Source organism: Ferruginibacter sp. HRS2-29 (genome assembly GCF_024343615.1).
In the GTDB taxonomy this organism is placed as follows: Bacteria; Bacteroidota; Bacteroidia; order Chitinophagales; family Chitinophagaceae; genus Ferruginibacter.
The window spans coordinates 20,786-33,615 of sequence record NZ_RJUB01000011.1; the positions used below are offsets into that span (position 1 = coordinate 20,786).

General features: G+C 46.7%; 10 protein-coding genes. 4 read left to right on the plus strand and 6 right to left on the minus strand.

From position 1 onward, the window contains the following. Nucleotides 1-41 precede the first annotated feature (41 nt). Complete coding sequence (locus EGI32_RS06090) at nt 42-512, minus strand: group II truncated hemoglobin (protein WP_255154490.1); 471 nt, start codon at nt 510-512, stop codon at nt 42-44. A gap of 566 nt (nt 513-1,078) precedes the next feature. Here EGI32_RS06090 and EGI32_RS06095 point away from each other — a divergent pair. Further along, on the plus strand, nt 1,079-2,743 hold the full coding sequence (locus EGI32_RS06095; protein WP_255154491.1) for an ATP-binding protein: 1,665 nt from the start codon (nt 1,079-1,081) through the stop codon (nt 2,741-2,743). 18 nt (nt 2,744-2,761) lie between these two features. Here the strand turns inward: EGI32_RS06095 and EGI32_RS06100 are convergent, their stop codons facing one another. Then, nucleotides 2,762-3,103: a response regulator transcription factor gene (locus EGI32_RS06100; RefSeq protein WP_255154492.1), complete on the minus strand. Its 342-nt coding sequence runs from the start codon at nt 3,101-3,103 to the stop codon at nt 2,762-2,764. A 437-nt stretch (nt 3,104-3,540) separates the two neighbouring features. Here EGI32_RS06100 and EGI32_RS06105 point away from each other — a divergent pair, with 437 nt between their 5' ends. Further along, entirely contained in the window at nt 3,541-6,549 is a 3,009-nt protein-coding gene (locus tag EGI32_RS06105; RefSeq protein WP_255154493.1) for a PAS domain-containing protein, read from the plus strand. Here EGI32_RS06105 and EGI32_RS06110 read toward each other — a convergent pair. The 4 genes from EGI32_RS06110 to EGI32_RS06125 form a co-directional block, all read right to left on the minus strand. Then, nucleotides 6,528-7,037 (minus strand): DUF4385 domain-containing protein, encoded by a 510-nt coding sequence (locus EGI32_RS06110; protein WP_255154494.1) that lies wholly within the window; start codon nt 7,035-7,037, stop codon nt 6,528-6,530. The genes EGI32_RS06105 and EGI32_RS06110 overlap by 22 nt on opposite strands. A 64-nt stretch (nt 7,038-7,101) precedes the next feature. Then, nucleotides 7,102-7,458 (minus strand): hypothetical protein, encoded by a 357-nt coding sequence (locus EGI32_RS06115; RefSeq protein ID WP_255154495.1) that lies wholly within the window; start codon nt 7,456-7,458, stop codon nt 7,102-7,104. Nucleotides 7,459-7,529: 71 nt separating this feature from the next. Then, complete coding sequence (locus EGI32_RS06120; protein ID WP_255154496.1) at nt 7,530-7,787, minus strand: SemiSWEET family sugar transporter; 258 nt, start codon at nt 7,785-7,787, stop codon at nt 7,530-7,532. A 58-nt stretch (nt 7,788-7,845) separates the two neighbouring features. Further along, complete coding sequence (locus EGI32_RS06125; protein ID WP_255154497.1) at nt 7,846-10,014, minus strand: catalase; 2,169 nt, start codon at nt 10,012-10,014, stop codon at nt 7,846-7,848. Between the two features lie 294 nt (nt 10,015-10,308). Between EGI32_RS06125 and EGI32_RS06130 the strand changes: the two genes are divergently transcribed. Both EGI32_RS06130 and EGI32_RS06135 read left to right on the plus strand, forming a co-directional pair. Then, nucleotides 10,309-10,689, plus strand: a complete 381-nt coding sequence (locus EGI32_RS06130) for a PleD family two-component system response regulator (RefSeq protein ID WP_255154498.1) — start codon at nt 10,309-10,311, stop codon at nt 10,687-10,689. Between the two features lie 352 nt (nt 10,690-11,041). After that, nucleotides 11,042-12,826 (plus strand): FAD/NAD(P)-binding protein, encoded by a 1,785-nt coding sequence (locus tag EGI32_RS06135; protein ID WP_255154499.1) that lies wholly within the window; start codon nt 11,042-11,044, stop codon nt 12,824-12,826. The last annotated feature ends 4 nt before the right edge of the window (nt 12,827-12,830 follow it).

Genomic DNA, 12,830 nt, shown 5'->3' on the forward strand with positions numbered 1-12,830 from the left:
AAAAGTGGTGTTGGTACAAATAAGTCATCCATATTTGCGGCTCAAGGCTCATATGGCCCGCCGGTTTCGCCCCAACCCCACCTGGGCATGGGCTCCGCCTCCTCCATAGGGTTTTCGGTAAGCTGTGAGTTGATGACGGCCAGGCGCGACCCCCACTCTATATATCCTACAAATGCCGAGCGAAACTCCGGATCGCTTTTGAGCCCCACTTCATCCGCTGTGTGCAATAAAAGCTGTACCCAGCGCTGGCGTTTTTCTTCCGTAAGCATCTTGCCGATATGCTTACCGATCATGGCTGCATGGCTTCCATTGTCTGCCATCGTGTAAAGTTTATCGCCGCCAAATACTTCCGCCACAAAATGCGCTACCTGCACCCTGTGTTCGGGCGACATGTTTTTGAATACTTCACCCAGCAGATCATCTTTGAGCACCTTATCATAAAACCTGTTGAACAATTGCTCGAAGGTTTTCATGTCGCCTGCCCATTCAAAAAGGGTTGGTATATTTTTCATGTTGCTGGTATTTGTAAAACAGGGACCGCTTTTTTGTCCTGCATAAATATACGATTTAGTCGTTCGTTTTCGGCCGACTTAGGGCTCCCGTCTGCTATCTGCTATTTTTATACTGTGTGCAATACCGGCAAATGGATAAGAGCCCTGCTGATTTGTTGAACATATGCCACACCGGCAGGATGTCACTTAGCTCCTACCAGCGCTGTTGATATACAACACCGGCCAGGGCCACCGTTTACAAAAATGAACGACGCTTTTCTATTATAAAACTTTTACTACATCAGTATCGAAAAATATTTTAGCCGGGTTGGCACACATGTAGCGATATTGCATTCAATACAATATCCCATCCGAAAGACTTCTCTTACCTTGAAAACGGGAGTTCATTTTTATCTACTCCCTTTTTTTCTTCCTGCTGTAGTGGTTCGTGCCGCTTGCCCGATACCTGGTCAATACTGACCGTCATTCTTATACACACCATCGGTTTTAGCCCATAAATACCTTTACCTTTAACGCTGCTACAGGCGTTCCATTTTGGTTCTCCATAACCAGGCAGCCATATCGGAATGAAATTACAGCGAAATCCGGATTCACCATCGCCTTTTCCTTATCCTGAAAACGAACAGCAACGCCTGATCGCACTGGCATCGTATGGAATATTTGATACAGCCGAAGAACAGGATTTTGATGAGCTTGCCGCCCTGGCAGGAGCTATCTGTGGAGTTCCGGTTGCGTTAATCACATTCATCGACGAGCACCGTCAGACTTTCAAATCTCATTTTGGAACTGAACTGACAGAAAACCTCCGGGAGTTTTCTTTTTGTACACATGCCATCGCGGCAAACGACCGGATCATGATAGTGGAAGATACCCGGGAGGACCAGCGTTTTTATCAAAACCCTATGGTAACGGGTCCCACCAATGTGAAGTTCTATGCCGGGGTTCCTTTGGTAAATGAAGATGGGATGGCACTCGGTACACTGTGTGTGCTGGATCAGCAGGCCCGCCGCCTCAGCCCCGAACAACAGGAAGCGTTGATAGTATTGGGCAAACAGGTGATGGATAAACTGGAATTGAGAAGGAAAGTGGAGCAATTGCAAGAGGCCAATGATGCCCTGTCTCTGGCCTCAAAGAGTCTGGGACAGGTACATACCCAACAGCAACAGAGCCTTGAATTAATTTCGGAAATAAACAGCAACCTCGATATGGCATTACGCGCCGGAAGGATGGGTTGGTTTGATATTGAGCTTAACACGGGAAAAGTAAACTGTACCGATACCTGCCGGCTCAACTACGGGTTAGCAGATAATGAGGAGTTCAATTTCCAGGAACTGTTTCAGTCCATTATTCCCGAACAGAAACTGCAGGTGCAAAGGGCGGTGATTGCTGCCATAGAAGAAAATAAAATATTTGATATAGATTACCAGATAACCTGGAAGAATGGGGAACCCCATTGGATAAACACCTGGGGCCAGCCCCGTTACGATAATTCGGGAAAGATAGAACGTATTGCCGGCGTGATGCAACAGATCACCATGCGCAAAGGGACGGAAAAGGCACAGGAGGAATTCCTGGCGATCGTCAGCCACGAACTCAAAACACCCATCACTACGTTGAAGGCCAGCATACAGTTGATGGACATCATGAAAGAGGAGATCGGAAATGATATGGTCTCCGGCTTGCTGGATACTGCCGGAAAAAGTGTGACAAAGATCAACCACCTCGTAGACGACCTGCTGAATATGCATCGTTATAGCCAGGCCGAACTGAAGCTCGAGAAAACGATCTTCAGTATTACCGAATTGCTGGGAGGATGTTGCAATCATGTTCGTCTTGGCGGGCAACACGAATTGATCATAGAATGTGAAAAAGATATCCTTGTATTTGCCGATGAGCATAGAATCGACCAGGTGATCGTGAACTTTGTAAACAATGCGGTGAAATATGCTACGGGATGCAATACCATCTACCTCAGCGCGGGCAAGACCGGCAATTTTGTACATGTGTGTGTAAAAGATCACGGACCAGGCTTACTCCCCGAACAACAGGAAAGGATATTTGACCGTTACTGGCAGGCGAAGAACGACCGGGAAAAATATTCAGGCCTCGGACTTGGCCTGTATATCTGTGCCGAAATTATCCGTCGTCACGATGGGGAGATCGGGGTGGAGAGTGCCCCCGGGAAAGGCTGTACATTCTGGTTCACCCTGCCGGCGGACCTGCCTTCGTGAATCTATTTCAGCCGCTCGCTATAACACCGCGTTGATCATGGCTTCCACTTCATCCGAACGAAATGGCTTTTCCAATACTGCCACTGCCCCGAACCGGGAAAAGTTTTCAAGTTTAACAGGATCACCCGAGATCAGTATTACCGGAACCTGATGCTCCGTGGCCAGCAGGTGACACAACTGCCGCCCATCCTGCGTGCAAAGGTTGATATCTACAAATGCAATGTCTGGCTTCAGTTTATTGAGCTGCGCTTCTGCTGCACCTGCGTCAATAGCAGTACGCACGGTATTATTCTTAGAAATAGTAAGGGACAATAATTCGAGCAATTCTTTCGAATCATCCACGATCAACACATTAGCCATAGTAAGTATTTTTTCTCCCGCATTCTATACAGAGCCCCCCTACCCACTACAATAGTGCCGCAATTGTAAAATGTTGAAAACTGGCGTTCTACCGGAAACGATTAAACGCTTTTAACAAAAGCGCTGAAATAGCATCCGGAACGCTTGTGGATATTCTGGTACAGGTTGTTGGATCATCGGAAAACAATTTGTTACTAGTTCCTCAAACCCGGGGCCACTGTGCAATAGATACGTGGTAACGGATCCTTTCTGTTCCTCCGGACAAAACACATTGGTAGTTGTTCCTGCCAGGACCTACCCGCGTAATACCTAATGGCGTGGTAATTGTAAGAGCTATAAAAAATACCGGGGTATTAGGGGTTGACCTCATCAGCCGTGGAAAAGAATCATTCAGATTAAGGTACCTTAAAGTATATTTGTTATAAGCAATTTTATAGATGCAGTCACAATCTTCCCGTTTTACCAAGGAACAATTACTGGAGATCCTCTCCTTATCGCATAATGCTACGGCGATATACACCGGGGAAGAACTCACCATACAAAGCGCCAACAATGCTATGCTGGCTTTATGGGGCCGCGACAGGAGCGTGATCGGGAAGTCGCTGATCGATGTATTACCTGAGCTGCATGACCAGCCGTTTTTCGGGCTGTTACGCCAGGTATTGGCTACCGGCATCACCTATGAAGGTACCGACACTCCGGCGCAACTGATGCGCAGCGGGACTTTACAAACCTATTATTTCGACTTTGTATACCGTGCCATCCGCAATGCTTCCGGCGAAGTGGACTGCATATTACATACGGCAACCGAGGTAACCGAGCTACACCTGGGCAGGGAACTGCAGGCAGAAATGCTGGCTAAGGACGAAGCGCTCAACCGCGAACAGAGCCTGAATGAAGAACTGGCGGCTACCAACGAAGAACTGGTAACCACCAACGAAGACCTTGCCTCAACGCTGGAAGAACTCAGCGCCGCCAACGAGGAACTCAACGAAGCGAGGAGCAGCCTGCAGAACCTTAATGAAGCGCTCGAGATCAGGGTAACTGAACGAACCGAAAAACTCGCCCAGTCGATTACAAAACTTTCGGCCAGCGAAAACCGTACCCGTGCCATCATAGAAGCCGCCCCTTTTCCTATAGGGGTCTACATCGGCCGCGAAATGCGCATCGCTTTTGTCAACCAGGCCATTGCAGATGTATGGGGCAAAGGGAACGATCTTGTGGGCAGGCTTTATTCCGAGGTACTGCCCGAACTCGATAACCAATTGGTGTACCAACAGCTCGACCACGTATTTACCACAGGTATTACTTTTGAAGCCCGCAACCAACGTATCGACCTCGTGGTGAACGGGGTGCCAACGATCTTTTATTTCAATTATATTTTCACCGCATTAAGGGAAGAAGACGGGACAATCTATGGTGTAATGAACACTGCGGCAGACGTAACAGATGTGATGCTGGCAAAACAGGAAGTGGAAGAAAGCGCCCAACAACTCGCCAGTCTCAACGAAGAACTTGCTGCCGTGAATGAAGAACTGGTGGCTTCTAACGAGGAACAATACAGGGCAAACGAAGAACTCGCGGAGCTGTATGAAAAATTGCGCATCAGCCAGGACGAATTACAGCTGGCGATTGAGGCCGCCGGACTCGCAACGTTTGATTTCAATCCCACAACGGGAAGATTTACGGGCAACGAACTGCTGAAATCCTGGTTTGGGCTTAAACCCGAAGAGGAAATAGAACTGGATAAAGCTACAGATGTGATATTGCCATCCGATCGTGAACGGGTGATCAAAGCGATCAATCATGCCATCACTTTTGAATCGGACGGTAATTACGATACATCCTATACAATCTCACCTAACCAGCTCAATGCAGAGCCACGCATGGTGAGGGCGAAAGGTAAAGCGCTTTTTAATGAAAATAAAGAACCTACCCGGCTGAGCGGTGTATTGCAGGATGTGACCGAACAAATGACCTCGCAGGCCAAAATGCGTACGCTGATCGCAAACCTGGCAAGCAGCGAAAAAAGGTTCCGTTCGCTGGTGAAACAGGCTCCCGTTGCCATGAACGTTTTTAAAGGAGAAGAATTTATCATCGATAGCGTAAATGACAGGATGCTGGAGATATGGGGCAAAACGGAAGCGGTAAACGGAATGCGTTTCATTGATGTATTACCGGAATTGGCGGATCAGCCTTTTATAGATATACTCAATAAAGTACGTGCCACCGGCCAGTCATATTACGGCGTAGAAAATATTGCGGAAATTATAAAAGACGGTATTGCCGAAAAGCGTTATTTCAACTTCATCTATCAACCTATCATGGAAGAGGAAGGCCGCATAGACAGTATATTGCAGGTACTGACAGAAGTTACGGAACAGGTGAACGCCCGCAAAGAAATAGCAGACATCAACACCCGGCTCAACATCGCCATCGACGCAGGCTCACTCGGATCTACCGAGGTTGACCTTGCTTCCGGCACCATGCAGTGCAATGAACAGTTCAAAAAATATTATGGCCGTTCGAAAGACGAGATATTCAACTATCCCGATCTGTTTGACGCTATGCTGCCAGAGTACAGGGATAAAATAAAAAAACTGGTAGCCATCGCGATTGAAAACAAAAGTATTTACCAGTCTGAATATGAAGTAGCCTGGCCCGACAGTTCCCGGCACTGGATCAAAGCTTATGGAAAAGCAAGATATGACAGCAGTGGAAAAGCGGTGAAAATGGTGGGACTGGTATCGGATATTACGGAAGCAAAAAAAGATGAGCAGCGGAAAAATGATTTTATCGGTATGGTGAGCCATGAATTGAAAACGCCGTTAACTTCCCTCACTGCTTATGTGCAGATGCTGCAGGAAAAATTCAGGAATGGCAATGACGACTTCACTATGAATTCTCTGGACATGGCGAATAAACAGGTGAAGAAAATGACGACCATGATCAATGGGTTCCTGAATATCTCCCGACTTGAATCTGGCAAAATACATATTGACAGTTCCAGGTTCGACATGGCTTTGCTGCTGAAAGAAGTGCAGCAGGAAACGGTGATCGCCGTAACCACCCACACGGTAATATTTGCACCGGTAGAAGAAACTTTTGTAATTGGTGACAGGGAAAAAATAGGACAGGTAATTCACAACTTCATCAGCAATGCAGCAAAATATTCTCCCCTGGGAACCACCATACATGTGGCCTGCATTTCTACAGGCAACTCTGCCCAGGTGTCCGTTGCCGATGAGGGTATGGGCATCCGGCCGGAAGACCAGCAGAAGTTGTTCGAACGATATTACCGCGTAAAAGATCAGCCTGTTTCAATTGCAGGCTTTGGCATCGGCCTCTATGTATGTGCTGAGATCATACAACGCCACGAAGGAAAGATATGGGTGGAAAGTGAACCTGGAGAAGGATCTACGTTTTACTTCACCCTCCCATTGTAGGCGGATTTTTTATGCATCTCCAACAACAGCCGGTAGGTATTATTGGAGTTGGCCTTCATCCAGTAGCTGTAAAATATTTTTGCACTTTCAGCTTTTTCATCATCTCCTTCTTTCGGCAATTCTTTTCTTCCATGGCTGCCGCTTTGCCCCTTTTTATCGGCGGGCACATCCCCTTCATATTTTTTTCCAGACTTATGATTGGCATACCGCCTGCTGCGGGTATACCCCATCTGCAAAAATTTCCGGGCCATATCCATGCCCGCAAAATCTTTTTGCTTTCCATAGGCTACAAATAATTCGTAGATCTTCTTCGCTGAGATCCTGGCTACTTCGGGCGTCTTGAATCTCCAGTATGGAAGTATCTCCGATTTGTAGGGCTCTGCCAGCAACACACCCTGCTCCCCTTTTCCGGTGCGGTACAATTCAGGCTGTTGGCGAAAATCAATGGAAGCGAAATCCAGGTTATAATCGAAAGAAGACGGGTTCATACCAGAGCATTTACCAAAGCCATACCAATATTTACCAGGTGTATATATTTGCTACCTGCCAACGTCATTTATTGATGACCTGCATCTCGTTGATGGGGAAATTATTATTGGTAAGGGTGAGGTTGATCTCGCCAAACAGGCTCACCAGTTCCGATAAGGATACATCCGGGATCTTGAATTTTTTTACGGGGATCTTTTCCGTGATCACAGTGGTATTTTCCTGCCTGCGCAGGTCGGCGGCATACAGCGTCAGAATAGTTTCTTTGCCTATCAGCAGCCTTACCGCATAAGCTTCCAGTCGGTCCGCATTGAAATCGTGGATGTACCTCGAAAAAAGTTCATTGAGTGTTTCCCCTTCTTTAAATGTTACGGATATTTCACCGGTAAGGTCGCCATTTTCAAAATGTAATTCGTTGCGCATGGTAAAATGTTTTACAGGTTGATCAGCAAAAACAGCACCATACCAATGGGTATACTGCCTGCCATGGGGCATTATTTTTTATACCGTACCGACAGTACCGCTATCGCCAGGTTGACGATCATCGAAAAGCTATTGGAGATGATGATGATCCAGTCGTTCTTCAATATCCCGTACCATACCCATCCCGCCAGCCCCAGGAAGAGCACAGCCAGCATCCATAAGGATACGGATTCCGCTTGTTTATCGCGAATGATCTTAAAAAGCTGCGGCAACAGCGATGCCCCTGTGGCCACACTGGCCCCCAGGCCTACCATTGTTATGAGATCCATCAGAAGGGTTTAAAATGTTGCAGGTATGCTACACCTGCAACATGAATGGATAAAATTATCAGGCAGGTATCTTTCCGGCTTTTTCCCTCTGCCAGAACCTGTGCTGTTTGATAGCGTTGATAAAATCGTTGGGGAAATTTCCTTTCCCGGGCATGATCACCCCATCAGCGGTCGGATCGTATGTTTCCTCATCGAACTTATGATGTAGATAAGTATACTCTGCCAGCTCCCTGGCATCCGCCTCAAATGCGAGGGGCTTGCAATGTTTGTACGCTTCTTCTACAAAGTGTAATGCATCGGGTTCCGCTATGAGTTGTTGTATACAGCCTTCGCCACCTGCCACATATACCGCGTCAAATACAACCGAAGTTGCAATAAGAAACGATTGGTCTACGGGTAAGGAAGCGCCCGAAATCCCCTGGATGAAACCAAGCTTTGGCGCAATGAGTTTGCATTGTGCCCCGGCTTTGAGCAAGGCATCTTTCATTTTCGCAAGGGCCGCATCATTTACCCCGTTGGCTGTCAGGATGGCCACCTGCCGGGTTTGTATGGAATCTTTGCGGGTATTTTCCATGCTGAGTGCAGGAGATGCTTCAATGGGCAAGGTTAGTTTCACCGGTTGAAAATTTTTCGGATTTTCATTGGCCGGTACCGAGTGGTTCATGGGAAGCATAGGCCCGGCCGGCACTTTCAGCCCAAGGGCATCCGCTACATCTGCCGCCAGTTTTTTATCCACCTGTGTAAGCAGCCCCACCATGCGCTCGCGGATTGCCGGCACCTGTACCTTACTGAGCTCAAATCTTAAAGCATCCGTAAGATGCGCTTTCTCCGCTTCGCCCTGGCTGTTAAAAAATAATGTGGCCTGGCTGAAATGATCGAAGAAACTCCGGCTCCTTCCCCGAATCTTTTTTGCATCTATGCGTTCTGTAAATGAACTGAACCCTCCCGCCGCACGGCCCGCCTGGAAAGGGCAACCCCCTCCCAGCGTGTTGGGCTCATAAGCCACTTTGCCACTATTGATCTGTTGGCGCATATGCCCGTCGCGCTGGTTGTTATGTACTGTATTCACAGACCGGTTGATGGGAATTTCATGAAAGTTGGCACTTCCCAATCGCGATAGTTGGGTATCTGTATAGGAAAACAACCTGCCCTGTAGCAGAGGATCGTTTGTAAAATCAATTCCGGGCACAAGATGACCGGGATGATAGGCCACCTGTTCTGTTTCCGCGAAAAAGTTATCGGGGTTCCTGTTGAGCGTCATCTTACCGATGCGCTGTACGGGCACCATTTCTTCAGGAATAAGTTTTGTAGGATCGAGGAGATCGAACGGAAATTTATGCTCATCTTTTTCCGCTACCACCTGTATGCCCAGTTCCCATTCGGGAAACGCCCCGCTCTCAATGGCTTCCCAGAGATCGCGGCGATGAAAATCGGGATCCTTACCTGATATCCTGGTAGCTTCATCCCACGCCACAGAATGAACACCCAGCAACGGTTTCCAGTGAAATTTAATAAAGGAGGATCTTCCCTCGGCATTTATAAACCGAAATGTATGTACCCCAAATCCTTCCATCATGCGCAGGCTTCGGGGAATAGCCCTGTCGCTCATGGCCCACATGATCATGTGCATACTTTCAGGCATCAGTGAAATGAAATCCCAGAAAGTATCATGCGCTGATGCCGCCTGTGGCATTTCATTGTGCGGTTCGGGTTTTACAGCATGGATGAGATCGGGAAATTTAATGGCGTCCTGTATGAAGAATACGGGCATGTTGTTTCCTACCAGGTCGTAATTTCCTTCGTCGGTATAAAATTTTACGGAGAACCCTCTCACATCCCTGGCCAAATCGGTGGAACCCCGCGATCCCGCCACTGTAGAAAAGCGAACGAATACAGGGGTCCGTTGCCCGCGTTTTTGCAGGAAGCCGGCTTTGGTGAGGTGTGCCTGCGATTCGTAGGTTTCAAAATACCCATGCGCCGCTGATCCGCGGGCGTGCACAATGCGCTCAGGTATCCGCTCGTGGTCAAAATGCGTGATCTTTTCCCGAAGTATAAAATCTTCCAGCAAGGTAGCACCACGTTCTCCCGATTTCAACGAGTTTTGATTATCGCTTATCCGCAAACCCTGGTTGGTGGTCAGAAACTGCCCTTCGGCATTTTCAATATCAGGACTGAGATCATCCGCTTTTTTATCGGATAAAATTTGTTTGTTTTTTTTGGTGGCCATGTCAAAAGTTTTAAAGGTGATGATTGATAACTTCAAAACACATGCTAGGATTGTGGGAATATGCCTGAAATACTACACGTGGAGGTACCCGGATCAGGGACATCAACAATGCTTTATAAGATTAAAAAATGACGATGTAGTTACCGGAAAGACAGGAAGGGGATAAATCCTGTTCGGCGCTTTTAGCTGCCACTGATGCACGAATAAATACCTCTCCAACATGTTACTTTCTTGAACTTTCTGAAAGTTATCCTCATTTTGAGCCATGGGCAGTATTGTTGATTTATTATAAGTATGAACAACGATCCTGCCCATATTAAAATACTTGCCGTAGACGACGAGCCGGATTTGCTGATGTTGTTGAGTGTTTCGCTACGCACAAAGGGTTATACCGTATTTACTTCACTCAATGGCAACCACCTGCTCGACAGTATCCACGAAAATAAGCCGGATGTGATCTTTATGGATCTTTCGATGAAAAATTTAAACGGGGCCGACCTCTGTGTGCAGCTTAAGCACAATAAGACCACCGCTTCCATTCCTATCATATTATTATCCGGCAACGATGATGTGATATACGTTTCAAGGCATTGCGGCGCAAGCGGATTTGTTTACAAACCTTTTGAAACTGCCAAAGTCATTCTTGAGCTTAACAGGGTATTGGACGAAATTTAAATTTCCCTGTGATCGTATTGTAAGAGAGTCTCCGTAATTCCCCATTCCTACTTTTTGTAGAATTTAAGCATCATTTTGGTAAATACTTTAAATACCTAAAAGCCATCTAAGCGATATGCCGGAAGAAATACCAAACCTTGATGCAAAAAATTGAAACCTTCGTTTGAAATGTAATCCCGTTTTGAAATCTCAGAGCCATTGCACCATTGCGATGGCTTTTGTTATCCCGAAACGTATAGAATAATCTACAAATAACTGCTGATTTACCGGATGCATCCACATTCCGGCAGGCTTCCCGTAATTCCCCTCTTGGCATAATTATAGAAATATATTTTTTACAATCAGCAAGCATATGAATGAACAGTACATTTTAAATCAACAACACCGCATAGCCATCATCGGGGGCGGCCCGGCAGGATTATTCGCTTTCAAAAACCTTCTCCGGTCTGATATGGAAAATTATGCAGTGCATATTTTTGAAGCTACCGACAAACTCGGTATGGGTATGCCCTACAGCCCCAATGGCTCGGGACACGAGCACATCACCAATGTATCGGGCAATGAAATACCAGCACTGGTGACTACCGTGGTACACTGGGTGAAAAATGATGCGCCATCGGCGTTACTTATTGAGAACGGGCTCGATCGCGAAACGTTTCACGAATTCATGGTGCTGCCCCGGCTGGTATTCGGTGAGTATCTACGGCACCAGTTCAGTTTGCTGCTTGATATAGCAAAAGAAAAAAATATTGAAACAAGGATATTCCTCAACACACAGGTAACGGATATTATCGACCTCAGGTTTTCGGGCTATGTAATTGTGGAATGCAACCAGTCTTACACCGCTGCTTACAAAACCGCCATCATCAGCACCGGGCATTTCTGGCCGGTAACAGAGGAAGGAAAAGCACCGGGATTTTATGATTCACCCTACCCTCCTGTCAAGCTCAAGTCGCTTTGTAATCATGCAGTGGCAATAAGGGGCAGTGGGTTAACCGCTATTGACGCGATAAGGACTATTGCCCGCAACAATGGGAAGTTCGAAGAACAGGAGGGCACTACCAGGTATTTTCCCCATCCCGATGCCAACGAATTTAAGATCGTACTGCATTCCTTAAAAGGATTGCTGCCTGCAGTTCGCTTTCACCTCGATGATCCGCGTTTATCTGCAAAAGGAACATTGACGCCTCAAGAGATCGCAAGGCACATGGCTGACAATGATGGTTTCCTGTCGCTGGATTACATCTTTGAAAAAGATTACAAAGAAATTTTAAAACATAAAGATCCGGCGTTGTATGAAACTATCCGTGACATGCAGATGGAGGAATTTGTAGAAAAAGTGATGGCCATGCGGGAGCGTCTTGACCCATTCGAATTATTTGCTGCTGAATACAGGGAAGCTGCCAATTCCATCAAAAAAGAAAAATCGGTATACTGGAAAGAGTTACTGGCGATACTCAGTTATGAAATGAATTACCCGGCCAAACATTTTTCCGCGGAAGATATGCTGAGGCTGCAAAAAACACTGATGCCGCTGATTTCCATCGTTATCGCATTTGTTCCCCAGGATTCCTGCGAAGAACTGCTCGCCTTGCACGATGCAGGCAGGCTTGAGATGATTACCGTGGATGAAAACAGCCGGGTGGAAACAGATCCGGCCGGCGGGATAAATTATCATTACACGGATGAAAACGGTGAAGAAATAATCACCCATTACCAATCGTACGTGAATTGTACAGGGCAGCCACATTTATCGAAAAAAGAATTCCCTTTCAGTTCCTTATCGGATAATGGATGCCTTTCGCAGGCGACCCTTGCATTCAGGGATAGCAGCTGTGCAACCGGATTTGAAGAAAAAATGCCTGAAAAAATCCTCACAGATATTCACGGAAAGAAACACCTGGTGGTGGATGGATTTAAAATATCCGACAGTTTCAATATCGTGGATGAAAAGGGCGTTGCCAACCCACGGGTATACCTCATGGCAGTTCCTTTTATGGGAGGTTATAATCCTGATTATTCCGGACTTGACTTTTGCGATCACGCCTCCGCACTCATAGTGGGTGATATGAAAGAAAAGATGAGTCAAAAAGATGCGGAACAGTCCGGCAATTTAATGTCGGTATCGCGGGCCTGAATTA

Bases quoted from the DNA above. Each gene is read 5' to 3' on its own strand.
- EGI32_RS06090 (WP_255154490.1), bottom strand. From the start codon at position 512: ATGAAAAATATACCAACCCTTTTTGAATGGGCAGGCGACATGAAAACC.
- EGI32_RS06095 (WP_255154491.1), top strand. From the start codon at position 1,079: ATGAAATTACAGCGAAATCCGGATTCACCATCGCCTTTTCCTTATCCT.
- EGI32_RS06100 (WP_255154492.1), bottom strand. From the start codon at position 3,103: ATGGCTAATGTGTTGATCGTGGATGATTCGAAAGAATTGCTCGAATTA.
- EGI32_RS06105 (WP_255154493.1), top strand. From the start codon at position 3,541: ATGCAGTCACAATCTTCCCGTTTTACCAAGGAACAATTACTGGAGATC.
- EGI32_RS06110 (WP_255154494.1), bottom strand. From the start codon at position 7,037: ATGAACCCGTCTTCTTTCGATTATAACCTGGATTTCGCTTCCATTGAT.
- EGI32_RS06115 (WP_255154495.1), bottom strand. From the start codon at position 7,458: ATGCGCAACGAATTACATTTTGAAAATGGCGACCTTACCGGTGAAATA.
- EGI32_RS06120 (WP_255154496.1), bottom strand. From the start codon at position 7,787: ATGGATCTCATAACAATGGTAGGCCTGGGGGCCAGTGTGGCCACAGGG.
- EGI32_RS06125 (WP_255154497.1), bottom strand. From the start codon at position 10,014: ATGGCCACCAAAAAAAACAAACAAATTTTATCCGATAAAAAAGCGGAT.
- EGI32_RS06130 (WP_255154498.1), top strand. From the start codon at position 10,309: ATGAACAACGATCCTGCCCATATTAAAATACTTGCCGTAGACGACGAG.
- EGI32_RS06135 (WP_255154499.1), top strand. From the start codon at position 11,042: ATGAATGAACAGTACATTTTAAATCAACAACACCGCATAGCCATCATC.